Annotated in this window: 20 protein-coding genes; 7 read left to right on the top strand and 13 right to left on the bottom strand. The window is 60.9% G+C overall.

The genetic code is table 11. From position 1 onward, the window contains the following. Nucleotides 1-8 precede the first annotated feature (8 nt). Together A3AY_RS0104740 and A3AY_RS0104735 are read right to left on the bottom strand one after the other, a co-directional pair. The gene (locus A3AY_RS0104740; protein ID WP_018324538.1) at nucleotides 9-362 is read right to left on the bottom strand and encodes an RcnB family protein; all 354 of its coding nucleotides are present in this window, start codon (nucleotides 360-362) and stop codon (nucleotides 9-11) included. 126 nt (nucleotides 363-488) lie between these two features. After that, nucleotides 489-2,123 (bottom strand): glycoside hydrolase family 43 protein, encoded by a 1,635-nt coding sequence (locus A3AY_RS0104735; RefSeq protein ID WP_018324537.1) that lies wholly within the window; start codon nucleotides 2,121-2,123, stop codon nucleotides 489-491. 340 nt (nucleotides 2,124-2,463) lie between these two features. On the opposite strand from A3AY_RS0104735, the gene A3AY_RS0104730 reads away from it, so the two are divergent. Both A3AY_RS0104730 and A3AY_RS0104725 read left to right on the top strand, forming a co-directional pair. Beyond that, the gene (locus A3AY_RS0104730) at nucleotides 2,464-3,039 is read left to right on the top strand and encodes a TRAP transporter small permease subunit (RefSeq protein ID WP_018324536.1); all 576 of its coding nucleotides are present in this window, start codon (nucleotides 2,464-2,466) and stop codon (nucleotides 3,037-3,039) included. Next, a complete protein-coding gene (locus A3AY_RS0104725) occupies nucleotides 3,036-4,832 on the top strand; it encodes a TRAP transporter large permease (RefSeq protein WP_018324535.1) in 1,797 nt (598 codons plus the stop codon). The genes A3AY_RS0104730 and A3AY_RS0104725 overlap by 4 nt, the downstream gene beginning before the upstream one ends. Nucleotides 4,833-4,942: 110 nt before the next feature. Here A3AY_RS0104725 and A3AY_RS0104720 read toward each other — a convergent pair whose 3' ends face one another. Beyond that, nucleotides 4,943-6,049 (bottom strand): TRAP transporter substrate-binding protein, encoded by a 1,107-nt coding sequence (locus A3AY_RS0104720; protein WP_018324534.1) that lies wholly within the window; start codon nucleotides 6,047-6,049, stop codon nucleotides 4,943-4,945. Between the two features lie 405 nt (nucleotides 6,050-6,454). Then, nucleotides 6,455-7,486, bottom strand: coding sequence for an L-glyceraldehyde 3-phosphate reductase (gene mgrA / locus A3AY_RS0104715; protein WP_018324533.1), 1,032 nt, complete (start codon nucleotides 7,484-7,486; stop codon nucleotides 6,455-6,457). 208 nt (nucleotides 7,487-7,694) lie between these two features. Between mgrA and A3AY_RS0104710 the strand changes: the two genes are divergently transcribed. Next, a complete protein-coding gene (locus tag A3AY_RS0104710; protein WP_018324532.1) occupies nucleotides 7,695-9,062 on the top strand; it encodes a calcium-binding protein in 1,368 nt (455 codons plus the stop codon). A gap of 82 nt (nucleotides 9,063-9,144) precedes the next feature. Then, nucleotides 9,145-9,492: a hypothetical protein gene (locus A3AY_RS41015; protein WP_162803943.1), complete on the top strand. Its 348-nt coding sequence runs from the start codon at nucleotides 9,145-9,147 to the stop codon at nucleotides 9,490-9,492. A gap of 60 nt (nucleotides 9,493-9,552) precedes the next feature. On the opposite strand, the gene A3AY_RS0104700 is transcribed toward A3AY_RS41015, so the two are convergent. The 7 genes from A3AY_RS0104700 to A3AY_RS0104665 form a co-directional block, all read right to left on the bottom strand. Beyond that, nucleotides 9,553-10,686 carry a Gfo/Idh/MocA family protein gene (locus tag A3AY_RS0104700; protein ID WP_018324530.1) on the bottom strand — a complete coding sequence of 378 codons (1,134 nt, stop codon included), beginning with the start codon at nucleotides 10,684-10,686 and terminating at the stop codon, nucleotides 9,553-9,555. 15 nt (nucleotides 10,687-10,701) lie between these two features. Further along, nucleotides 10,702-11,463, bottom strand: a complete 762-nt coding sequence (locus A3AY_RS0104695) for a sugar phosphate isomerase/epimerase family protein (RefSeq protein WP_018324529.1) — start codon at nucleotides 11,461-11,463, stop codon at nucleotides 10,702-10,704. 121 nt (nucleotides 11,464-11,584) lie between these two features. Next, nucleotides 11,585-14,059 carry a beta-mannosidase gene (locus tag A3AY_RS0104690; protein ID WP_018324528.1) on the bottom strand — a complete coding sequence of 825 codons (2,475 nt, stop codon included), beginning with the start codon at nucleotides 14,057-14,059 and terminating at the stop codon, nucleotides 11,585-11,587. Nucleotides 14,060-14,149: 90 nt separating this feature from the next. Next, a complete protein-coding gene (locus A3AY_RS0104680) occupies nucleotides 14,150-15,241 on the bottom strand; it encodes an ABC transporter ATP-binding protein (protein ID WP_018324527.1) in 1,092 nt (363 codons plus the stop codon). Nucleotides 15,242-15,245: 4 nt separating this feature from the next. Continuing rightward, nucleotides 15,246-16,094 (bottom strand): carbohydrate ABC transporter permease, encoded by an 849-nt coding sequence (locus A3AY_RS0104675; protein WP_018324526.1) that lies wholly within the window; start codon nucleotides 16,092-16,094, stop codon nucleotides 15,246-15,248. Between the two features lie 79 nt (nucleotides 16,095-16,173). Further along, nucleotides 16,174-17,076 carry a carbohydrate ABC transporter permease gene (locus A3AY_RS0104670; RefSeq protein ID WP_018324525.1) on the bottom strand — a complete coding sequence of 301 codons (903 nt, stop codon included), beginning with the start codon at nucleotides 17,074-17,076 and terminating at the stop codon, nucleotides 16,174-16,176. 207 nt (nucleotides 17,077-17,283) lie between these two features. After that, nucleotides 17,284-18,519 carry an ABC transporter substrate-binding protein gene (locus A3AY_RS0104665; protein ID WP_018324524.1) on the bottom strand — a complete coding sequence of 412 codons (1,236 nt, stop codon included), beginning with the start codon at nucleotides 18,517-18,519 and terminating at the stop codon, nucleotides 17,284-17,286. A gap of 482 nt (nucleotides 18,520-19,001) precedes the next feature. On the opposite strand from A3AY_RS0104665, the gene A3AY_RS0104660 reads away from it, so the two are divergent. Then, nucleotides 19,002-20,030 (top strand): LacI family transcriptional regulator, encoded by a 1,029-nt coding sequence (locus tag A3AY_RS0104660; protein WP_018324523.1) that lies wholly within the window; start codon nucleotides 19,002-19,004, stop codon nucleotides 20,028-20,030. An 81-nt stretch (nucleotides 20,031-20,111) separates the two neighbouring features. Here A3AY_RS0104660 and gndA read toward each other — a convergent pair whose 3' ends face one another. Further along, nucleotides 20,112-21,542, bottom strand: coding sequence for an NADP-dependent phosphogluconate dehydrogenase (gene gndA / locus A3AY_RS0104655; protein ID WP_018324522.1), 1,431 nt, complete (start codon nucleotides 21,540-21,542; stop codon nucleotides 20,112-20,114). Between the two features lie 315 nt (nucleotides 21,543-21,857). Between gndA and A3AY_RS0104650 the strand changes: the two genes are divergently transcribed. Together A3AY_RS0104650 and A3AY_RS0104645 are read left to right on the top strand one after the other, a co-directional pair. Beyond that, entirely contained in the window at nucleotides 21,858-22,256 is a 399-nt protein-coding gene (locus A3AY_RS0104650; RefSeq protein ID WP_018324521.1) for a hypothetical protein, read from the top strand. Nucleotides 22,257-22,270: 14 nt separating this feature from the next. Next, complete coding sequence (locus tag A3AY_RS0104645) at nucleotides 22,271-22,621, top strand: VOC family protein (protein ID WP_018324520.1); 351 nt, start codon at nucleotides 22,271-22,273, stop codon at nucleotides 22,619-22,621. A 49-nt stretch (nucleotides 22,622-22,670) separates the two neighbouring features. Here A3AY_RS0104645 and A3AY_RS0104640 read toward each other — a convergent pair whose 3' ends face one another. Then, on the bottom strand, nucleotides 22,671-23,381 hold the full coding sequence (locus A3AY_RS0104640; RefSeq protein WP_018324519.1) for a PAS domain-containing protein: 711 nt from the start codon (nucleotides 23,379-23,381) through the stop codon (nucleotides 22,671-22,673). Nucleotides 23,382-23,459: the final 78 nt, after the last annotated feature.

Genomic DNA, 23,459 nt, shown 5'->3' with positions numbered 1-23,459 from the left:
CATCGTGCTCAGCGGGTCGCGAGGCTGACGATCGCGCCGGTCGCAACGCTGATCAGCAGGAAGTCGTTGTCGACGCGAACCCACTGCTGGCCGCGCTGTGGCGCATAGAGCCTGTAGCGGCGATAATCATTGACGGCGGCGATGCGGCGACGCTCGGCCGGCGACAGGCGATGGCCCCGCGCCCAGCGCTTCTTGACGACGACGCGCTTCTCGACGATTTTCGTCTTGCCATGCCTGTAGACATTCTTTTCGACATGCCGCTCCTTCACCTGAGCGACTTCGAACGGCTTTGCCGGCTGCGCGGAAGCCATTGGCGCGGCCAGGAAAGAACCGGCGACCAGGGCGATCAACAAGCGTTTCATCGGGGTGTCCTTTCGTTTTTGACACCCCGAAACTACGACCTGGCAGATGAACGGAAACTGAAATCAAAAATTACAAAACCGTAATGCGATCAGCTAATTACAACTACCTTCTAATGCACTGCTTGCTCATTCAGCAGTGAATGGCCGCGCCTCGTAAGTGAACCGATCGAAATCGGCGACCTGCGCCCGGCCGGACGTATCGAAGGCGAACACGCCCGCGAATGCGCCGGTGAACGACCCGTGTTCGCCGCGCCCGCCCTCGTCGGATACGACGCCGGCATCGAGCACCGGGCCGATCTTGCGCCAGGCACGGTAGCCGTCGGGGTGCCAGAAGAACTGCAACTCGTTATCCCGGACTTCCATGGCCAGATAGACCCGTCCGAATGGAACGGTGACGCCACTTTCGGCCGGAAACGTCATGCGGCCATGCGGAAAATCTCCGGCGCAGGAGAAGATCGTCACGACCCGGCCGAGCTTTTCATGCAGCGTGACGGCAAGCGCGTGAAACTTGTGGCGGTTGTAGTAATGGGTCAGACCGGCAGCCTGCTGATAGGTATCCGGCTCGAATTCGACGACCGTCTCGGCGCGGAAGGAATGGTGCTCCTGGCGGCGCGCCACCAGCGCCTGTTCGAACCAGCTGCCGATGCTCTCGCGGCCGAACAACCGCAGATGGCCGGGCTTGTCCGTCAGCGAAAAAATCCGCTCGGGCAGTGGCGTGCGTAGCCATTGGAATTCGTCGGGCAAGGCGGGGCCGTCGAAATCGGTTTCGACCCTTGCGGGCTTCTCGATGGCCGCGGTCTCGCCGGGCGCCGGAACCTCGACAGCCGGCACGACACCGCCCTGCTCGAGATAAAGCCAGCCATCGTCCCGCCAGACGCATTTCTGCAGCGCCGTCTCGCGGCCAAGCGTGCAGCGCTGCTGCGGCGGCAAGGGCCGGCCCGTCAGGTGGGTGTGATAGGCCTGGCCGTCCGGCGTCTCGACATACTGGCCGTGCCCTGCCCTTTGCAGCACCGCGTCCGGCGCGTCCTTCGAGGTGATCAGATGCGTCTGCGGATGCATCTCGTAGGGACCTTCGATGCTGCGCGCGCGAGCCATCGTCACCACGTGATCATATCCGGTGCCGCCCTCGGCCGTCGTCAGATAGTACCAGCCGTTGCGCTTGAAGAGATGCGGGCCTTCGACGAGCCCTTGCGCGCTGCCGGCGAAGATGTTCCTGATCGGCCCGACGAGCTTTTTCGAGACCGGATCCCACTCCTGCAGCAGGATACCGTCGAAGGCCGGCGATTTCGGCGCCCCGCCGAAGCTTTCGGTACGGTGGTTCCATTGCATGTTAACGAACCACTTGCGGCCATCGTCATCGTGGAACAGCGATGGATCGAAGCCGGAGGAATTGACATAGACCGGGTCCGACCACTCGCCTTCGATCGAAGGGGACGTGACGATGTAGTTGTGCGCGTCCTTGAAGTTGCCGTCGAAGCGCTTGACGTCGGTATAGACGAGCCAGAACAGGCCGTCGGCATGGGAAAGGCACGGCGCCCAGACGCCGCAGCTGTCGGGATTGCCGCGCATGTCGAGCTGGCTTGCCCGCTCCAGCGGCCGGCGCACCAGCCGCCAGTTGACCAGATCGCGCGAGTGGTGGATCTGCACGCCCGGATACCATTCGAACGTGGACGTGGCGATGTAGTAATCCTCGCCCACGCGGCAAATCGACGGGTCCGGATTGAAGCCCGGCAGGATCGGATTGCGGATCGTCGCGGTCATGTCTTCTCCCAGGTTTCTCAGGGCACCCGGCCTGAAGCTCGGCGCCGTTTCAAGACAGTCGCACCTGTTGCGCCACATTGAAATGCCGTTCTGCCGAGTCGCCCATGTTACAGAGACACGCCGACATTGCCGGGGGCGCCAAGGGTTTGGCAAGGCTGCTTTTCCACGATTTTTGCCTAAGCTTTGGGCATTGCCGGGAAGCTCACATACTACTTTGGTATCACGCGGCGTGACGATGCGGGAAAAACCTGTCCCAGCCTTGAAAGAGGCCTTGAAATCGGCACTGTGGTTGTGCTCGGCAACAAAAATCGAAAACTGCCATTGCGGGGAGGAACAACTTATGGCCGCACTGCTCGGTATCAGCAGGCTCATTGACCGAATTACGGAAATCATCGGCAAGTCAGTCTCCTGGCTTATCCTGGTGGCCGTTCTGGTCAGCGCCGGCAATGCCATTATCCGAAAAATGTTCAACATGTCGTCGAATGCCTGGCTCGAGGCGCAGTGGTATCTGTTCGGCGCCGCCTTCATGTTCGCGGCCGCCTACACGCTGAGCCAAAACGAGCACATCCGCATCGACGTGATCTACGGCAAGTTTTCGCGCCGTGTGCAGCACTGGATCGACCTGTTCGGACATGCCTTCTTCCTGATGCCGTTCGTATTGCTGATGACATACTACCTCGTCCCCTATTTCCTGATGTCCTACCGCTCGCAGGAAGGCTCATCCAGCGCCGGTGGCCTGATCGTCTGGCCAGCTAAGGGGATCCTCCTTTTCGGCTTCATCCTTCTCGCGCTGCAGGGCGTCTCGGAGATCATCAAGAAGATCGCGATCATGACCGGCAACATGGATGACCCGTCGCCCTACGTACCGACCCACGCACCGCTGGAAGAAGCCGCCATTCCGGAGGCACGCCCATGATCGAGTTCATCGCCGTAAACCTCGCACCGATCATGTTCGTGTCATTGATCGTGTTCCTCCTGCTGGGTTATCCCGTTGCCTTTTCGCTCGCCGCCAATGGCCTGCTGTTCTTCTTCATCGGCGTGGAGCTTGCTCCTTTGTCTGCCGACTCCATCAATCTCTCCTGGCCTCTGCTCAATGCACTGCCGGAACGATTCTGGGGGGTGATGTCGAACGACACCTTGCTCGCCATCCCCTTCTTTACTTTCATGGGGATCGTGCTCGAACGATCCGGCATGGCGGAGGACCTGCTCGACACGATCGGCCAGTTGTTCGGCCCCATCCGCGGCGGTCTCGCCTACGCGGTCATCTTCGTCGGAGCGCTGCTCGCAGCCACCACCGGCGTGGTCGCGGCTTCGGTCATCGCCATGGGTCTGATCTCGCTGCCGATCATGCTGCGTTACGGCTATGACCGGCGTGTTGCCTCGGGCGTCATCGCTGCGTCCGGCACGCTTGCCCAGATCATCCCGCCTTCGCTGGTCCTGATCGTTCTTGCCGACCAGCTCGGCCGTTCGGTCGGCGACATGTATGCCGGCGCCCTGATCCCCGGCCTGGTGCTGACCGGGCTCTACATGCTCTATATCCTGATCATGACCTTCGTCCGGCGCGACTCGATGCCGGCGCTTCCGCTCGAGGCCCGCACGCTCGGCTCGGGCGTTGCCTCGCTCTTTGTCGCGCTCGCCGTTGCGGCGGGTATCGCCTATGCGGCGCATATCTACCTCTCGTCGACGCAGGGCGAAAACGCCGATATTCTCGGCGCCACTGTCGGTGTGGCCTTCATCTACGTGGTTGCGCTCATCGACAGGGGATTGAAGATCAATGCGATGTCCAGGCTTGCCCAACAGGTCATCATCGTCCTGATCCCGCCACTGGCACTGATCTTCCTCGTGCTCGGCACGATCTTCCTCGGCATTGCGACGCCGACGGAGGGCGGCGCCATGGGGGCTGTCGGCGCCCTGATCATGGCGGCAGCCAAGGGACGACTGACCTTGGATGTGGTCCGCTCCGCGCTGGCCGCCACGACCCGTCTGTCGGCCTTCGTGCTGTTCATCCTGATCGGCGCACGGGTGTTCTCGCTGACTTTCTACGGCGTCAACGGCCACGTCTGGGTGGAACATCTGCTGGTGGGGATGCCCGGCGGTGAAACCGGCTTCCTGATCACCGTCAACCTGCTCGTCTTCTTCCTGGCATTCTTCCTCGATTTCTTCGAACTTGCCTTCATCATCGTGCCGCTGCTGGCACCGGCCGCCAACGCGCTCGGCATCGACCTCATCTGGTTCGGCGTCCTGCTCGGCATCAACATGCAGACAAGCTTCATGCATCCGCCCTTCGGCTTTGCTCTGTTCTACCTGCGCTCGGTTGCTGCGAAAGTGCCTTATCTCGACCGGGTCACGGGCAAGCTGACCGACCCGGTGACGACGGGGCAGATCTATTGGGGTGCGGTCCCCTTCGTCGGCATCCAGATCTTGATGGTTGCATTGACGATCATGTTCCCGCAGATGGTCATGCACTACAAGGGCGACGCCGCCGTCGTCGATCCGGCCACGATCAAGATCGAGGTCCCAGGGTTCGGCACCGGCGGCGGCGGCCTGACCCTGCCGGACAATGGCGGCGGGCTCGGACTGCCGGGCGGCCTGCAATTGCCAGGCGGCAATCCGCTCGACGGCACCGGTCAGAAACCAGCGGATCAGAACGGTTCGGGAAACCAGCAGAAACCCGCCAACGATCTGAGCGCCCCGCCATCGTTCAACTAGTCATGACGAGGCCGGCCTTGGCGCCGGCCCCGTTCTTCCATCGATTGCCACAAAGAAAAACCCCGGAGTGGCGCTCCGGGGTTTTTCATTTCGAGTAAAGAGGCAGGCGCTTAGAGCTTGCCGCCGCGCTGCTGGATCATCATGAAGGTGTCGTAGTTGTATTCGGCAACCTGCGCATTGAGGTAGTACTCGCCGCGGAAAGCCTTGATCGAGCCCCAGATCTTCTTGAAGGTCGGGTTCGAGGCTTCCATCTCGGCATAGACCTCGTTGGCCGCATCGAAGCACGCCGACAGGATTTCCGGGCTGTACGGGCTGAGCTTGGCGCCGGCGCCGACGAGACGCTTGATCGCCGCGGGGTTGAGGTAGTCGTACTTCTGCAGCATGTTGGCATCGGCCGCCTGGCAGGCCGTGCGCAGCAGTGACTGATAGTTCTTCGGAAGGCCGTCGAAGGCCGCTTTATTGAACATCGCATGCACCGTCGGACCGCCTTCCCACCAACCGGGATAGTAGTAGTAGGGCGCAACCTTGTAGAAGCCGAGCTTCTCGTCGTCATAGGGACCGACCCATTCGGCGGCGTCGATCGTGCCCTTTTCAAGCGACGGATAGATGTCGCCACCGGCGATCTGCTGCGGAACCACGCCGAGTTTCTCGGCAACCTTGCCGGCGAAGCCGCCGATGCGCATCTTCAGGCCCTGCATGTCGGCGACCGTCTTGATCTCCTTGCGGAACCAGCCGCCCATCTGCACGCCGGTGTTGCCGCCGGGGAAGCCGACAAGGCCCTGGGTTGCCAGGAATTCGTTGAACATGTCGATGCCGCCGCCATGGTAGTGCCAGGCGTTCATGCCGCGTGCGTTGAGCGCGAAGGGAACGGCGGCGCCCAGCGCCCAGACCGGGTCTTTGCCCCAATAGTAGTAGGAAACGGTGTGGCAGGCTTCGACGGTGCCGGCAGCGGCGGCGTCGGCGGCCTGCAAGCCAGGCACGATTTCACCGGCGGCGAAAACCTGGATCTGGAAATTGCCGTCGGTGGCTTCCGAAACGTATTTCGATAATACCTCGGCTCCGCCATAGATGGTATCGAGCGACTTCGGAAACGACGACGTCAGCCGCCAAGTGACCTTCGGAATGCTCTGCGCGATGGCAGGGGCTGCGAGCGTCGTTGCCGCGACGGCGCCGGCGCCACCGAGACCTGCACGTTTGATGAATGAACGGCGATCCATATTTTCTCCTCTGTTTTAGCGGACAGCCGGCCTTGCCGATACTGCTCCTCCCGCAGGACGCAGGCCGCACCCGCCGGTCTCGGCTGGTTCAAACGGCATGCACGATTCCCGGTTCACGACATTCAGCCACGCAATTCCCAACGAAATCACGTGGCTTCGGCGGCAGCTTACACGCTCACCCCATCATGTCCAGCGGCGCGAATAATGCACGATCTTCGACTTTTGTCTAATAACAACTTTCAATGTTTGCAGCAACTTACGGAACCTTGGTTAAATTGCTCGCGCGGCGGCCTGAGGGGAAAAATCCGGGCAGACAGGCCGTTGATCAAAGCCCGCAGGAGACGGAAAGGGGCACCGGACCAGACGATCCGATGCCCCCATTAGCAACCCGAGTGCTCGTGCCGCTTACGCGCGCTCAGCCGACGAAGCCCAGAGATTGATGTCGGCTTCCTTGGCATAGACGTCGATCTCCGCCAGCTCTTCCGGCGTGAACGTGTCGTTCTTCAGCGCGGCGACACAATCGACGATCTGCGAGGCGCGGCTGGCGCCGATCAGCGCCGAGGTGATATGGCCGCCGCGCAGCACCCAGGCGATCGCCATCTGCGCCAGCGTCTGGCCGCGTTTCTCGGCAATCTCGTTGAGCTTGCGGATATTGTCGATGATCGACGGGCGGATGAAGTCCTTCTTGAGGAAATGGTTTTGCGCGGCGCGGCTGTCGGCGGGAATGCCGCCGAGATATTTCGTCGTCAACATGCCCTGCGCCAGCGGCGAGAACACGATCGAGCCGACGCCGAGGCCTTCGAGGGTATCGACGAGGCCGTCATCCTCGACCCAGCGGTTCAGCATCGAATAGCTCGGCTGATGGATGAGCAGCGGGGTGCCGAGATCCTTGAGAATTGCAGCTGCCTCGCGGGTACGCTGCGAGTTGTAGGAGGAGATGCCGACATAAAGCGCCCTGCCCGAGCGGACGATATGATCGAGCGCGACGCAGGTTTCCTCGAGCGGCGTGTCGGGATCGAAGCGGTGCGAATAGAAGATGTCGACATAGTCGAGGCCCATGCGCTTCAGGCTCTGGTCGCAGGAGGCGATCAGATACTTGCGGCTGCCCCATTCGCCGTAGGGACCCGGCCACATGTCATAGCCGGCCTTGGAGGAAATGATCAGCTCGTCGCGCAGACCGGCAAACTCCGTGCGCATGATTTCGCCAAACGCGGTTTCGGCCGAGCCCGGCGGCGGACCGTAATTGTTCGCGAGATCGAAATGGGTGATGCCGAGGTCGAAGGCCGTGCGGCACATGTCGAGCTTGCGCTCATGCGGCGTGTCATGGCCGAAATTGTGCCACAGGCCGAGCGACACAGCCGGCAGCTTCAGCCCGCTCTTGCCGCAGCGATTGTACTTCATCGTCTCGTAGCGGGTGTCCGCCGGTTGCCATGCCATGTCAGAGATCCTTCCCATTGGGTCCGCAGAAGCGAGACAGCGATATGCCACGGAGGCGCCAGCTGAAACAAGGGCGCCGCAATCGAAGTTCAAGCCGTCGAACGGTTTTGGTCGCCAACAAACGGGCGAATATCGACATCGCTAACCGGACGGTAACCGCATTGATTTCATCATCGGATAAGGGAATTCAATTGTCGACGGGTGAACCGTGCCACTCACCAATATTACCAGCATCGAAAAGGCGGGCTTTCTGTCGAAGACCGCAGCCTTTCTGAAGACGTGGGAAAATTCCCCCCCTATCGGCAAGACCGCGCCGAGCGCACATGGCGGCATCCATGACGACGGCAAGCACATCCCGACAATCGGTTATGGACTGAACATCAGCTTCAGCGCCATCTCGGCGGCCTACAAGCTGGCGCTGACGGGCAAAATCGATGGCAAGCTGTCCGCCTTGCAGGAAAGCGGCCTGAAAATCATCGCGAAATGGAAAGCCGACCCGACGCCGACGGCCGCAGACGATGTCGCGCTGATCAATACCTCGCAAGGCAAAGCGGGCACGGCAGCGGAAAAGAAGGCGCTGCAGTCGCTCTGGCTCACCGATGCGCAGGCGACCGTTCTGCTGGAGGCAAGGCTCAAGGGTCAGGCGGGGCTGTTCACCTCCTCGATCGAGACGGACCTGGCCGCAAGGCTGAACGCCTTCGGCGTCTCTCTGCCGGACGAATCGCAGGAACGCCTCGTCCTCTATTCGCTATACTACAATGCACCAACCCTGATCGGCCCGGGCATCGCCACCGCGATCAAGACCGACAACCATGCCCGATTCTGGTACGAAGTCCGCTACAACCACAGCAATTTCGACTTCAAGGGCCTGCAGAACCGGCGCGAAGACGAATCGAACAAGGTGGGCATCCTTGCGCCGGCCGATCGAAAGGATGCCGGCGCCGTGCTCAAGGCGATGGACTTCCTGTTCGATCGCGAAGGCGGGGCATCGAGCGTCTACGAGAAGATCGCCGCCCGCGACAAGGTCATCAACGAGGCGGACGCGGTGAATGCGAAGACCCAGTCGTTCGAGGCACAAATCGCGTCCTACCTGAAAATCCTGTCGGACAAATATGCCTTTGGCGACCAATTGCACTTCGTCCAGGCGGGCGGTGCGGGCAACGACACATTTGCACCGGGTGTCGCGGCGACTGCGCGGCTCGATGCCGAGACGACGCTGAACGAGACGAACACCAACGATCTTGTCATCGCCGGCGATGGCGACAACAGGATAAAGACCGGGGGCGGCGACGACTGGGTCTATTCCGGCAGGGGAAAGGACAACATAAACCTTGGCGCGGGCGACGATCACGCGTCCACAGGCGCCGGCAACGACATCATCAACGGCGGCGACGGCAGCGACGTCATGAAGGGTGGCGCGGGATACGACACCTATTTCATCGATGATGCCGCGGATCGCGTTTTCGATACCGACAGGGGGGAAGATCAAGACCGAAATCTCGCTCAAGGCGCTGACGCAGAACATCGACACCTATGTCAACCTCCGGGCCGGACTGACGCACAGCCTGACACTTGACGCCGACAAGCTCCCCGCCGACCCAGACGGCGACACCATCACTTTCGAAGGCAGCAGCGGCAACGATGCCTACCGCCTGTCAATGACCGGCGACACCCTGCTCGTCCAATTCAAGACCGGCAACGGCAACGACAAGATCACCCTCACCGGCCGGGAAAACCCCGGAACCGGCACCACGACGATCTCCGTGGAAGACGCGGCAAGTACGGATCGGTTCGACATCTCCGTTTTCAGCGCCCTTTCCCTTGACGCTTTCGAAGGCAAGGCGGACGAGATCGGCAACTACTATTGCAAGCTCGAGAGCCAGTCGGGCGTCAGCACCGTGGCAATCTGGTATGCGTCAGACGGCGGCGGTGGCACCGTCAATCTCAACAATGCCATCACGATCTCCTCCACCATGCCGATGTCGGATGCCATGTTTCTCGTCTGATCGCAGGCCGAGGCACTGGCCCGCCGCATTGCATATCCAGGCAGCGGGCCAGCAAACATCTTACCTCAGAAGCGCGTTGGCCTCCTCGATGCCGAGCGCCGCCGGCTGCGTGCAGGTCGTCGTCAGTTCGACGAACTGGCCCGTCTCGCCCGACTTCAGGATCGACACCATGACATCGACACCGTGCAGCGCGCGCTCCAGCGAGCAGCGGGCGTCGCGCCCTTCGAGGATGGCAAGCGCCATGTCGGCAAGGCCCGCGGTGCGATAATTGGCCATCGGTCCCTGCGGATGCTCCTGATTGTTGACGGCGAAGGGATGATCCCACATCTCGACGGGCTGGATATCCTTGTCGCGGCCGCTGGCCAGGACCGTGCCGCCAAAGAAGTTCGGATCGGGCAGGAAGAGCGAGCCTTCCGTGCCATAGAGCTCCATATTGCCGTGGCGATGCGACCAGACATCCCAGCTTGCCGACAGAGTCACCGTCGCGCCGTTCTGGAATTCGAGCAGCGCATGGATGTTGGTCGGGGTTTTCACCGGAATGACCTCGCCCTTGCGCGGCTCGCTGGTGATGGTGCGGGTCGGATTAGCCATCGACGTCAGTGCCGCCACGCGCTTGACCGGGCCGATCAGGTTGACGAGGTTGGCGATGTAATACGGGCCAAGATCAAGGATCGGACCGCCGCCGGGCAGGAAGAAAAAGTCCGGGTTCGGATGCCACATCTCCATGCCAGGGCTCATCACGTGGCAGGTGCCCGAGGTGACGCGGCCGATCTTGCCCTGGTCGATATAGTCCCGCGCCAGCTGGTGCGCGCCGCCGAGAAAGGTATCCGGTGCGCAGCCGACCTTCAGGTTGTTGGCCGTGGCGATGCCGCGCAGCTGCTCGCCCTGCTCCAGCGAAAGCACGAGCGGCTTTTCGGAATAGACGTGCTTGCCGGCCTCCAGGATCATCTTCGAGACGGGGAAATGCGCTTCCGGGATCGTGAGGTTGACGACGATGTCGATCTCCGGATTGGCAAGCAGGGCCTCGATGGTCTGCGCCTTGACATCATATTCGGATGCGCGCGTTTCGGCGGCGGCCGGATTGATGTCGGCGCAGGCGACGACCCTGATGCCCCTGAAGAGCGGCGAAAGCTTGAAATAGGTGGTGGAGATGTTGCCGCATCCGATGATGCCGACGCCGAGTTCTCGTGTCATGATCTGCTCTTTCTGTCAGTAGGTCTTGATCGATGCGATCGAGCGCTCGGCCGTCGCCTTGAAATCCTTGGGGTTGTCGTGCTCGACGATGTAGTATCGGGCAGGTGTCGCGGTCAGCGCCTTGAACAGCCTCTTCCAATCAACGGTGCCATGGCCGACATCGGCCCAGCCGTCCTCATCGGCATTTTCGCCGGCTGCAGCGATGTCCTTGACGTGGACGGCAGTAATCCGGCGGCCATATTTTTCGATCCAGGCAAAGGGATCGGCACCGCCGCGGATGACCCAGGCGATATCTGCTTCCCAGGAGAGGTTCGGTCCGCCGGCAAAGATTTGCTCCTGCGGGATCGAGCCGTCAGGCAGTGCGATAAATTCAAAGTCATGATTGTGCCAACCGAAGTCGAGGCCGGCGTCACGGATGGGCTTTCCTGCCTTTTCCAGGCGTTCGCCGAACGCCCTCCAACCGGCCGCGTCCGTCGGCCGCTGATCGGGAAGCAGATAGGGGCAATAAACGGCCCTGATGCCGAGGGTGTTGGCGATCTTCAGAACGCCGGCCGGATCGGATTCGAGCATGTCGAGGCCGAAATGCGCGGTCGGCATCGTGACGCCGCTTTCGTCCATGTCGGCCTTCAGGCGGGCAAGTGCTGCGTCGTCGAGCGAGGCGTACAGCGCGCCGTAACCCTCGACCTGTTTGTAGCCGACGGCACCGACCGTCCTCAGGACGTCGGAAAGCGGCGGGAAATTCCGGGCGCTGTAAAGCTGGAAGCTGACGGTCTGCATGGGCAAGTTCTCCTTGGGAGTTAGGGGAGCCAGGTGTCGTCTCCGAGATCATCAGATGGCTCGGGCGGGTGTCTTCTTGGGTGATGGCAAGCGGTAGGCACTTTGAAGCATCAAGATCTCGCTAACCGGTGCCCTGGCAGGACTGCAGGTCGTAGCCGATAAAGACCGGCTTCCAATCTGCGGCCTGCGGCTGCTTGGGTGTGAAACGGATGACGCGGCGTTCGCCGGCCGTCAGGTCGAAGGCGTTATCGGAGTAGCGGCCCTCAATATCGGTTTCGATCATCACATGCAGGGCAAGGCCACTCGCCGCAACGGTGATCTCGTAAGTGCCGTCGACGGCCGGGGTCGTCGAGATCAGGAGATCGGACGGGACCAGATCGAGCGCCTTGTAGGTGCCCTGAACATGGTGCCCCTCGCCGCGCATGCCGTTCGAGGCTTCGAAGGACCAGAACAGCAGCATGTTCTCCGGGATATCCGCAGCAGTGATCGACAGCAGTGTTGCGGCGCGATCCGGGCTGCAGGTGCCGGCGGCAGCCGTCAGGGGCTGCTTCTCGCCCGACAGCGAGACCAGGAAGGTCTGCAGTTCGACCGTGACCGGGGCGGCGGTGTCGTTGACCATCGAGAAGGCGATGGTCGTTCCATCGTCGGAGGGAATGGCGGCGACAGCCACCGGCTGGAAGAACCGGCGTACCATGTAATGCATGGCCTTCCAGTTGCCGCCATAGTCGAGGCTCGCCCAGGAGGCCACCGGCCAGGTGTCGTTGAGCTGCCAGTACAGCGTTCCCATGCAATGAGGCTTCAGCGACCGCCAGAATTCGACGGCAGTGCGGATCGCCAGCCCCTGCTGGATCTGGCTGAGATAGACGAAGTTGGAAAAATCCTTCGGAAAGCGGAAGTAGCGGAACATGGTCGCCGCGATGCGCTCATTGCCGCCTGCATTCTTCTGGTGCGATTCCATCACCGGCGAAGCGATGTTCAGGTCCTTCTGTTCCGCGAATTGCCGCACGATCGGCATCGAGGTATAGGACTGGAAGCCAAACTCCGAGCAGAAGCGTGGCCGGACCGTGCGGTAGTTGTCGAACGACTTGTTCTCGTGCCAGACCGACCAATAGTGCATGTCCCCGGAACCATCCGCATGCCAGGCATCGCCGAAGTTGAGCGGCCCGACAGACGGGCTTGACGGCCACCAGACAGCATCGGGTGCGGCGGCCTTGATGCCGGTCTCGATGGTGCGGTTGAGGCGGTCGTAGGAAACGAGATAGCGGTCGCGATCCTTGCGGCTCTCTTCAAACCAGGTAAGCGCGCCGACGAGCTCGTTGTCGCCGCACCAGAGCGCGATCGATGGATGCGATGACAGCCGCTTGACCTGGTAATCCACCTCCGCCGCGACGTTTTCGAGGAAATCCGGGGTCGAAGGGTAAAGATTGCAGGCAAACATGAAATCCTGCCAGACCATCAGGCCCAGCCGGTCGCAGAGGTCATAGAACCAGTCCGTCTCGTAAAAGCCCCCGCCCCAGACACGGATCATGTTCATGTTGGCATCGACCGCCGAGCGCAGCAGATCCTCGACGCCCTCAGGCGTCACCCGCGAGGCGAGCGCATCGGCCGGGATCCAGTTGGCACCGCGGCAGAAGATTTCGCGTCCGTTGACGCGGAAGGCAAAACGGCTGCCGGCCTCGTCCTTGTCCGTCAGAAGCTCGATCGTCCGCAAGCCGATCTGACGGCTCACGGTTTCACCCGGAAGCGAGACGATGAGTTCAGACAACGCCTGCTCGCCGCTGCCTGCCGGCCACCAGAGCCTCGGATTGTCGACGGTAAAGACGTGCGTCACCTGCGTCTCACCGGCATTGACGGCGCAATCCAGGCGCTCCCTTGCGCCGTCGAGCGAGAAGTCGATGCCGACGACGCTCGGATCCTCCGCAAAGAGCGTCACCGTCACCTGAAGGTCGATGGCGCCGCCGGCCTGCGGCACCTGGCGGGTCGTGACGTGTTCGATGCGGGCAGCTGCGAGTTTCTTGAGGGCGATTGCGCCGTAGATGCCAAGCGGCGCGACGGCGATGTTCCAGTCCCAGCCGAAATGGCATTGCGGCTTGCGCAGCATATTGCCATTCGGGATCGGGCAATTGCCGGTCGAATAGGGTATATAGAAGGGCTGGGCAGCCTGCGCCTGCGCCCCCGCAGCGATCGCTGAATGGATGACGATGCGCAGCCGGTTCTGGCCCGCTTTCAAGACCGAGCTTACGGCCGGGCGATAGCGAAGAAAGCAGTTCCTGGCATCGAGAACCAGCTCGTCGTTGACATAGACCGAGGCGACGGTGTCCAGGCTTTCAATATCGAGATACCAGAATCCGGCGAGATCGGCCGCGTCAATGTCGAACGTGCGCTCAAGCACCCAGTCCTTGTGTGCCACCCACTGGACGTCATCCTCGTTGCGACCGGCATAGGGATCGGCGATCGCGCCGGCCGCCTGCAAAGCGCTGTGCACGTCGCCCGGAATGGTCATCGTCAGCGCATGACTGTTGTCCGACGAGGCAAGCAGCCACTCGCCCGACAGGTCAAGCGCCACGGGTTCGGAGGGGAAGACATCAGCAGACATTGTCAAAAATCCATTTGCGGCCCAGCGCAGGGATGGGCGTCATCATCTTCGAAGCGGCCGCGGAGCGCGGCCGCATGATGTTGCAGTTGATCAGATCCTGTTTTCGGTGGCGGCGTCGAAGACCGAGGCCATCGACATGTCGAAACTGATTTTCAGCGCCGTCCCGGGCGCGTAGCGTCGCGCACCGGCAATGCGCACCGACATGGTCTGCCCCGCATGCTTCAACCACAGGAGATTGTCGGCGCCCATCGGCTCCTCGATATCGACGACCGCATCGTGAACTTCCCGTCCAGGCACGTTTTCATCGACCTTCACATGTTCCGGCCGCACGCCGAGCACGACCTTGCGGCCGGCCTCCAGTGGTCCGCGCGCCGGATAAGCCTCCATGCCGAAATCGACGCCATTGACCTCGATCACCTTGCGCCCTCCCCGGTCCTTGATCTCGCCGCGGAAGAAGTTCATCGACGGCGAACCGATGAAGCCGGCGACGAAGAGATTTTCAGGGAAATTGTAGATCGTCATCGGATCGGCAAGCTGCTGGATGACGCCGCTCTTCATGACGGCAATACGATCCGCCAAGGTCAGGGCTTCGATCTGATCGTGGGTGACGTAGATCATCGTATTGTTCAGCGACTGGTGAAGCCGCTTGATTTCGACACGCAGCTCCGAGCGCAGCTTGGCGTCGAGGTTGGACAGCGGCTCATCGAACAGGAACACATCGACGTCACGAACAAGGGCGCGGCCGATCGCGACGCGCTGGCGCTGACCGCCCGACAGTTCCGAGGGCTTGCGCTTGAGCAGCGGCTGGATCTGCAGGATTTCGGCGGCACGCGCAACACGCTTGTCGATTTCAGCAGCCGGCAGCTTTGCGACGCGCAGGCCGAAGGACAGGTTCCGCTCGACCGTCATCTGCGGATAGAGCGCGTAGGACTGGAACACCATGCCGATGCCGCGGTCCTTGGGCTCCTCCCACGTGACGTTCTTGTCCTTGATGAAGATCTGGCCGTTGGTGACGTCGAGAAGACCGGCAATGCAGTTCAAGAGTGTGGACTTGCCGCAGCCGGACGAGCCGAGCAGGACGAGGAATTCGCCGTTCTGGATGTCGAGGTTAAGCGTGTCGAGCACGGTGACGGCACCGAAGCTCAACGACAGATCCCTGACCGATACGCTGACGTTGTTCATGCACTCACCCTTTCACTGCGCCGGCGGCAATACCGCGGACAAAAAGCCGTCCGGAAACGAAATAGACGATCAATGGAACGGCCCCCGTCAGGATGGTCGCCGCCATGTTGACGTTGTATTCCTTCACGCCCTGGACCGAGTTGACGATGTTGTTGAGCTGGACGGTCATCGGATAATATTCCGGTCGGGTGAACACGACGCCGAACAGGAAGTCGTTCCAGATGCCGGTGATCTGCAGGATCATGGCGACGACGAAGATCGGCAGCGACATCGGCAGCATGATCTTGAAATAGATCGTCCAGAACCCGGCACCGTCGATGCGCGCCGCCTTGAACAGTTCTTCCGGCAGCGACGAGAAGTAGTTGCGGAAGAGAAGCGTCAGGATGGGCATGCCGAAGATGGTGTGGACGATGATCAGACCCGTCAGCGAGCCATAGAGACCGATTTCGCGCAGAACGATGACGATCGGATAAATCATCACCTGATAAGGGATGAAGGCGCCGACGATGAGGATCGTGAAGAACAGGTCGGCGCCCTTGAACCGCCAGTTCGCCAGCGCGTAGCCGTTGATCGACGCGATCGCGATCGAGACGACCGTCGAGGGAATGGTGATACGGACCGAGTTCCAGAATCCGCGCGACAACCCGTCACAATTCAGGCCCGTGCAGGCGCTGGACCATGCCTTGACCCATGGTTCGAAGGTTATCTCGAGAGGAGGCGAGAAGATGTTGCCGAGCCGGATTTCCGGCATGCCCTTCAACGACGTCACCACCATGACGTAGAGCGGCAGCAGATAATAGGCCGCGGCGAAGATCAGCGCGCCATAGATCATGATGTTTCTGGGAGAAAACATCGGGCGAGGCTTTTTGCCCTTCGGGCCCGGGGCAAGTCTTGAGGCGCTGTGGGCAGCCCGCCCCTTGAGCGATACGGTGTCATCCACGCTTGCGTCCTCCGAATTCCAGATAGGCCCAGGGCACGATGATGATGGCGACGGTGATCAGCATCATGGTCGAGGCGGCAAACCCCTGACCGAGGTTCTGCGCCTGGAACATGTAGTCGTAGACATATTTGGCAGGCACTTCGGAGGCGATGCCGGGACCGCCGCTGGTCTGCGCCACGACGAGGTCGTAGACCCGGACGATGCCGCTTGCGATGATGACCAGCGTGGTGATGAAGACGGCGCGCATCATCGGAATGATGATGAAGAGGTAGGTTTTCCACATCGGAATGCCGTCGACGCGCGAGGCCTTCCAGATGTCCTCGTCGATGCCGCGCAGGCCGGCGAGCATCAGGCACATGACGAGACCCGTTCCCTGCCAGAGGGCGGCGATCAGGATGCCGTAGATGACGATGCTTTGATTGTAGAGCGGATCGAAGGTGAAGCTCGTCCAGCCGAGCGACCGGACCACCGACTGCACGCCGAATTCCGGATTGAGCACCCATTGCCAGACCAGGCCGGTGACGATGAAGGAGAGAGCGAACGGATAGAGGAAGATCGTCCGAAACGTATTCTCGAAGCGGATTTTCTGGTCCATCAGCGCAGCGAGCACGAAACCGATCACCAGGCTGAAAATCAGCGAGAAGAAGCCGTAAATGGCAAGGTTCTGGATGGACATCAGCCAGCGCGGGGCTGCCCACAGGCGCTCATACTGATCAAGCCCGACAAACGATAGGCGCGGCAGGAGCTTCGAATTGGTGAAGGAATAAAACACCGTCCAAAGCGTGCCGCCGAGAAAGATCACGACGGCGGTCAGTATCATCGGAATTGAGGCAATCTTGGAATGCAGATTGCGCAACAACTGGTTTGGCCGGCCGGCATACGCTTGGCCCGTCATGTCTCATTCCTCCCCTGGATCAGGTTCATCCGATTGAAAGCGGCGGCGCACACCGCAGCACTTCGCTCCATCCTCAAGTCCGAAGGATCGCCGGTCCGTGGCGCGGTATCCTGAGCCCACCGCAACAGCCGGCATTGAACTTCCGGGTTTGAGTTTCGAACCGGCCCCGCGCGAGGCGGAGCCGGCTTTCGATAGAGTAGCCGTTGATCAATCGGCCGACGCGATGATGTCGGTGAAGCGCTTCTGCGCATCTTCCGGCGTCATCGAGGGGTTGGCGAAGAACTCCGAGAAGAGGTCTTCCTTCTGCTTCTGGCTGTCTGCGGACAAAAGCTGGTCGGTGCCCTGGATCACATTGCCCTTGGCAAGGATCTCGAGACCCTTCTTCATGCAGTCATTGGCTGTATCGAGGTCGACGTCACCGCGTACCGGCAGCGACCCCTTCTTCAGATTGAAGGCGACCTGCGTCTTCGGATCGAGCAGCGTCGAGGCGAGCACTTCCTGTGCCTTCGACTTTTCCTCATCCTTCAGCAGCGGGAAGTAGAAAGCATCGCCGCCGGTAGAGATGATCTCGTTGACGCCAAGACCCGGAAGGCAGGTATAGTCCGTGCCAGCCTTCTGGCCGGCAACCTGGAATTCGCCTTGCGCCCAGTCGCCCATGATCTGGCCGCCGGCCTTGCCGGTGATGACCAGATTGGTGGCCTGGTTCCAATCCTGCACGTTGCTGCCCTTGGACATCTTGCGGGCATCATCAGCAGCCTTGAAGACCTTGGCGATATCGGGACCTGCGGCCACTTCCGCATCCTTCTCGCCGAACACCTTGTTGAAGACGTCCTTGCCGGCAATCGCGACCATCAGCACGTCAAACGCACCGGCCGACTGCCAGGGCTGGCCACCGACGGCGAGCGGTATGATGCCAGCCTTCTCCAGGGCCGGGGCCGCGGCGACGAATTCGTCCCAGTTCTTCGGCACCTCGACGCCGGCCTGCTTGAAGGCCGCATTCGACAGCCACAGCCACTGCCAGGAGTGGATATTGACCGGCGCGCAATAGATCTTGCCTTCGATGGTGCAACTGTCGAGCAGGCTCGACGGCTTGACGATATCCTTCCAGTTCTCCCTGGTGGCGACGTCGGTCAGGTCACGCATCAGGCCGGCCTCTACCAGTTCCTCCGCCTGCCGGCCGTGGTTGAACTGCGTTGCCCCCATCGGATCGCCGCCAGTGATGCGGCTGATCATGATCGGCCGGGCGGTACCACCCGAACCGGCAATGGCGCCATCAACCCAGTGATTGCCGGTCGCGTCGAATGCTTTTGCCAGTTCGGCGACCGCCGCGGCTTCGCCACCGGACGTCCACCAATGAGTTACTTCCAGATCGGTAGCGCTGGCTACGCTCAATGGAAGCACAACAGTCGCCGCCAAAGCAGCTGCCAACAAACGCAATTTCATGAGTTCTCCTCCCTCACTGTAACGTTACCGGAAAAAACTTAGTTCAATCGATTTGCATGCGCAACAGCCACAACGCGAAATTCTTAAGAAATTTTCACAACAATTATTACGGGTATTTCGAAGGTGCATTGTAGATCAGCCTGCGTCACTCATGTTGACGTGCAGTTTGGACAGAAAGTCATTTTTATCCGGGAATTTCAGCACATTTCTTAAGATGCGAAGCTTTTGAAACGCGACCTTCTTTTCGCAGATGCAAAGTCTTCATGATGCATTGCGAGATACAACCTTACGGAGAGACCGCGCTGATAGTCGATAAAAAAAGCGCTCGACAAGCAAACTGTATCGTTACAGATTTTCGACAAATTGAGCGCGCTTAGGCGACGGGTGCCCATATGTCATAAATCGTATATAAGGCATGAAAGACCAGAGAGGGTCTGCCGCAGGAAAAGATGCGGACGAACATGAAAAGGCGATAGGCGGGAATGGACGAGAAGACCAAGAGCAACCAGGCCTCGGCGTCCCCCTCATTGCAGGAGCGCCCGACCCTGAAGACAATCGCCTTCATGACGGGCCTTGGCATCACGACGGTCTCGCGTGCCTTGAAGGATGCGCCCGATATCGGCGCCGAAACCAAGGAGCGTGTCCGGCTTGTCGCCAAACAGGTGGGCTACCAGCCGAACCGCGCCGGCGTCCGCCTTCGCACCGGCAAGACCAACGTCATCAGCCTGGTACTGTCACTCGAAGAAGAGGTGATGGGACTAACCAGCCCGATCGTCGTCGGCATTTCGGAAGTGTTGGCCTCCACGCCCTATCATCTGGTCATCACGCCCTACGGGTTTTCGAAGGACGCCCTCGCCCCGGTCCGCTACGTGCTCGACACCGGCGCCGCGGACGGCGTGATCATCTCGCGCACGGAACCGAAAGATCCGCGCGTCGCACTGATGATGGAGCGAAATTTTCCCTTCGCCACCCATGGCCGCACCGATATGGGACTGATCCACCCCTATCATGATTTCGACAATGAAGGATTTGCCTATGAAGCCGTCCGGCGGCTGGCGGAGCTCGGGCGCAAGCGAATCGTCCTGTTGCAGCCGCCGCCGCATCTGACCTTCCACCGCCACATGCGCAAGGGCTTCGACGAAGGCATCCGCGATTTCGGCGTCGAGGCCGTCGCCTTCGGCGCGGTCGATCTCGACAACAGCCTGACGGAAATCCGCGCAGCGTTCGAGACGCTGATGCGCTCCGACGACGCACCCGACGGCATCGTTTCGGGTTCCGGCGCCGGTTCGATCGCGTTGATCGCCGGCCTCGAAGCCGTCGGCAAGAAGCTCACGCAGCATGTGGATATGGTGTCCAAGGTGCCGAGCGACTTCCTGAGCTGGCTGCGTCCCGAAGTCATCACCATGAACGAGGACATCCGCCACGCCGGCCGGGAGCTGGCGAAAGCGGTAATCGGCCGCATTGCCGGTTTGCCGGCGGAAGAATTGCAGAGCCTGAGCCAGGCCATCTGACGCGCATTTCACAGAAGCAAAAAGCCGCGCGAAGCAATTCGCGCGGCTTTTTTGTCCAGGGACCCGACGAGAGCGCCGAGATCAGGCGCTCAGGCCGCTGCCCCAAGGGCCATGGTGCGCATCTTCGCCGTCGATGCGATCAAAGCCATGGGCGCCGAAGAAATCGCGCTGCGCCTGAATGACGTTCGCCGTACCGCGCCCGCGACGGTAGCTGTCGAAATAGCCGAGCGCAGATGCGAGAGCCGGCACCGGCAGGCCGCCGAGGGCGGCCGCGGACACGACGCGGCGAAGCGCGCCGTCGCTCTCCTTGACCATCCTGGCAAAGGCCGGCGTGACGATCAGGTTGGCGACATCCGGATCCTTGGTGAAGGCCGTGGTGATCTCATCGAGGAACTGCGAGCGGATGATGCAGCCGGCGCGCCAGATCTTGGCGATGGTCGGCATCGGCAGGTTCCAGTTGAATTCCTTGGACGCGGCGGACATGACGGCAAACCCTTGAGCATAGGCGCCGATCTTCGATGCAAGCAGTGCGCTCTCGAGGTCCTTGAGGAAGGCAGCCTTGTCGGCCACCCTGAACTCGCCGACATTCGGCAGGCCCAGCACCTTTTCGGCGGCTTCGCGCTCATCCTTCATCGACGAGATGCTGCGTGCGGCGACGGCGGCTTCGATGCCGGTCGCCGGGACGCCCATGTTCTGCGCCTCGATCACCGACCATTTGCCCGTGCCCTTCTGGCCGGCCTTGTCGAGGATCAGATCGACGATCGGCCTGCCGGTGATGGGGTCTGCCGCCTTCAGCACCTTCTCGGTGATCTCGATAAGATAGGAATTCAGCCGGCCCCTGTTCCACTCGCCAAAGACTTCGCCGATTTCGGTGGCGCCCATCTTCAGGCCATCACGCAAGATGCCGTAGATTTCGGCGATCATCTGCATGTCGGCATATTCGATGCCGTTGTGGATGGTCTTGACGAAGTGACCGGCGCCGTTTTCGCCAAGCCAATCGACGCAGGGGACGCCGTCATATTTCGCGGCGATCGAGGTCAGCACCTTTTCGACGCGTTTCCAGGACTCCTGCCTGCCGCCGACCATGATGGACGGACCGTGGCGCGCGCCCTCCTCGCCGCCGGAAACGCCCATGCCGATGAAGGTCAGGCCGCTGTCCTTGAGATGGTCGAAGCGACGCATCGTATCGCGGAAATTGGCATTGCCGGCATCGATCATGATGTCGTTCTTCTCAAGATAGGGCTTGAGCAGTTCCATCTGCTGATCGACGGCTTCGCCGGCCTTGATCATGATGATGATCGGCCGTGGGGGTCGGATGGCGGCAACGAACTCCTCGATGGTCTCGCAAGGCACGATCTGGCTCTGCAGCTCGCCGGCATCGGCAAAGAACTTCCGCGTCGCTTCCACCGTACGGTTGAAGACTGCGATCCTGTTGCCTTTCTCGGCAATGTTGAGCGCCAGATTCGATCCCATAACGCCAAGACCGATAAGGCCGATTTCCGCCTGTGCCACCGTATGTGCCTCCGTTAGACAGTGAAGCGGCCGATGTCCGGCTGGACATGCGCCATAACTACACCAGATTGACTTATGCAGGGCGGTTTCGTGCGGCAGGGGATGCCTCAAAGCGCCTTGCATGCTGACGGAGTTTTGGCATTCAAATCGATTAACGACAAGTGATTGTTGTCGAAAGCGAGACTTTTCCGGGTAGGCCGGGTAAGCTTGGACGAACGCCCCGAGCGCTCACACGGCACGGCGATTTTCCGTCTTGCCCAAGACTTTGCGCCGCATTTTCCATCGAACTCGCAGACACGTGGAAGGAAAGTACCGATGAGCGCGAGGCAAGCCAGGATCGTTCACATCAGCATCGAGAGAAATTGGCGTGAAGTTTACGACTTTGCGGCCAAGCCGGAAAACATGGCGCTCTGGGCCTCCGGCCTCGGCAGCGGCCTGGAGGCCGACGGTGAGAATTGGGTGGCGCATGGCCCGCTGGGCAGCGTCCGCGTGAAATTTGCGCCGGAGAACGATTTCGGCGTGATGGACCATATCGTGACGATGGCATCGGGACTTGAAGTCCACAATGCGCTGCGTGTCGTGCCCAATGGCGACGGCGCCGAGGTCATGTTCACGCTGCTGCGGCTGCCCGATGTGAGCGAGGAACAGTTCGAGGCCGATTTCAGATGGGTTCTGAAAGACCTCAACACGTTGAAAAAACGTCTGGAAACATAGCAAGGACACCACCCATGGGACAGAAGGGCGTTGATCGCCAGATCGACAATATCGAATTCGCGGTATCGGATATCGCCCGTTCAAAAGCGTTTTACGGCGCCGCGTTCGGCTGGTCGTTCACCGACTACGGTCCGCAATATTGTGAATTCAGCGACGGTCGCCTGACGGGCGGCTTGACGACCGGAACGGTGAAACCGGGCGGACCGCTGGTGATCCTGTATGCAGACGATCTTGCAGCCACCCAGGCTCGGCTGGAAGCGGCCGGCGCCCGCATCGTCAAGGACACCTTCTCCTTTCCGGGCGGCAGGCGCTTCCATTTCCAGGACCCAGACGGCTACGAACTCGCGGTCTGGTCCGACAAATAGCCGGCATGCAATTCGGCGCGCGGGCGGTGGTCCTCGTCGCCCGTCGCCCTCACGCGGCGATCGAATGGCGACGGTCGGCAATCTCCTGGAGGATCAGGATTGCGCCGATGATCTTGCCGGTGCTCGACATGCAGGGCGTCATCCGGCAGCGCACGATGATCGTGCGGCTCTCAAGCTCCTTGGCAAAGGTGTAATCCACGAGTTCGCCGGCAAAACATCTGTCGAGGTTCGGCTTGACCCGTTGCTCGAAGCGCTGAATACCGACGAACTCGACGATGTGTCGGCCGACGAGGTCCATCGGACGCGCTTCCAGTCGCGCGGCGTTGACGGAATTCGTGTAGAGGTAACGGTAGTCGGGGGTGATGACGGCGATACGGTCGGGCATGCAGTCGAGGATCGCCTCGTTCAGGAAGCCCTCGTCGACGCGGCCCTTCTGGAAGCTGCCGCACGTTCGCGGCGCAAAGGATTTCTCGAAGCCGTCACCGCTTCCCGCCTGCAAATAACGGTCCGCCAGGGTCTGGAGGACGTCGCGCTGGCGCAGCACGCTGGAAACGTCGCCGGCTTCCTTCTGCAGCAGGTCGAGAACGAACTGGAACTGCAGGCGGGCGTCCACCGAATCCCGTGCCTCTTCGTGATAGATGGCTTGCAGAACCGGTTCGATTTCCCGGTCGAGAATGTTTATCAGAAGATAATCGCCGGATTTCACTGCATATTGCAGCTGGGAATATTTGAACCAGAAAAGGTCAATCAGTGCCTTCAATTTTCCACCCCACCCCTGCGCAACCCGTTCATGCCCCCGAAGCCACGGATACGCGATGCAATCCAGACATAGATCGAT

The organism is Rhizobium giardinii bv. giardinii H152, assembly GCF_000379605.1.
GTDB classification, from domain to species: Bacteria; Pseudomonadota; Alphaproteobacteria; order Rhizobiales; family Rhizobiaceae; genus Pararhizobium; species Pararhizobium giardinii.
The sequence above is the reverse complement of the archived record's forward strand: the minus strand, read 5'-3'. Positions and strand labels throughout refer to the sequence as shown.

What these genes read in the sequence shown, in the direction of transcription:
- A3AY_RS0104740 (WP_018324538.1), bottom strand. Translation starts at nt 362, where the DNA reads ATGAAACGCTTGTTGATCGCCCTGGTCGCCGGTTCTTTCCTGGCCGCG.
- A3AY_RS0104735 (WP_018324537.1), bottom strand. Translation starts at nt 2,123, where the DNA reads ATGACCGCGACGATCCGCAATCCGATCCTGCCGGGCTTCAATCCGGAC.
- A3AY_RS0104730 (WP_018324536.1), top strand. Translation starts at nt 2,464, where the DNA reads ATGGCCGCACTGCTCGGTATCAGCAGGCTCATTGACCGAATTACGGAA.
- A3AY_RS0104725 (WP_018324535.1), top strand. Translation starts at nt 3,036, where the DNA reads ATGATCGAGTTCATCGCCGTAAACCTCGCACCGATCATGTTCGTGTCA.
- A3AY_RS0104720 (WP_018324534.1), bottom strand. Translation starts at nt 6,049, where the DNA reads ATGGATCGCCGTTCATTCATCAAACGTGCAGGTCTCGGTGGCGCCGGC.
- mgrA (WP_018324533.1), bottom strand. Translation starts at nt 7,486, where the DNA reads ATGGCATGGCAACCGGCGGACACCCGCTACGAGACGATGAAGTACAAT.
- A3AY_RS41015 (WP_162803943.1), top strand. Translation starts at nt 9,145, where the DNA reads ATGACCGGCGACACCCTGCTCGTCCAATTCAAGACCGGCAACGGCAAC.
- A3AY_RS0104700 (WP_018324530.1), bottom strand. Translation starts at nt 10,686, where the DNA reads ATGACACGAGAACTCGGCGTCGGCATCATCGGATGCGGCAACATCTCC.
- A3AY_RS0104695 (WP_018324529.1), bottom strand. Translation starts at nt 11,463, where the DNA reads ATGCAGACCGTCAGCTTCCAGCTTTACAGCGCCCGGAATTTCCCGCCG.
- A3AY_RS0104690 (WP_018324528.1), bottom strand. Translation starts at nt 14,059, where the DNA reads ATGTCTGCTGATGTCTTCCCCTCCGAACCCGTGGCGCTTGACCTGTCG.
- A3AY_RS0104680 (WP_018324527.1), bottom strand. Translation starts at nt 15,241, where the DNA reads ATGAACAACGTCAGCGTATCGGTCAGGGATCTGTCGTTGAGCTTCGGT.
- A3AY_RS0104675 (WP_018324526.1), bottom strand. Translation starts at nt 16,094, where the DNA reads ATGTTTTCTCCCAGAAACATCATGATCTATGGCGCGCTGATCTTCGCC.
- A3AY_RS0104670 (WP_018324525.1), bottom strand. Translation starts at nt 17,076, where the DNA reads ATGACGGGCCAAGCGTATGCCGGCCGGCCAAACCAGTTGTTGCGCAAT.
- A3AY_RS0104665 (WP_018324524.1), bottom strand. Translation starts at nt 18,519, where the DNA reads ATGAAATTGCGTTTGTTGGCAGCTGCTTTGGCGGCGACTGTTGTGCTT.
- A3AY_RS0104660 (WP_018324523.1), top strand. Translation starts at nt 19,002, where the DNA reads ATGGACGAGAAGACCAAGAGCAACCAGGCCTCGGCGTCCCCCTCATTG.
- A3AY_RS0104650 (WP_018324521.1), top strand. Translation starts at nt 21,858, where the DNA reads ATGAGCGCGAGGCAAGCCAGGATCGTTCACATCAGCATCGAGAGAAAT.
- A3AY_RS0104645 (WP_018324520.1), top strand. Translation starts at nt 22,271, where the DNA reads ATGGGACAGAAGGGCGTTGATCGCCAGATCGACAATATCGAATTCGCG.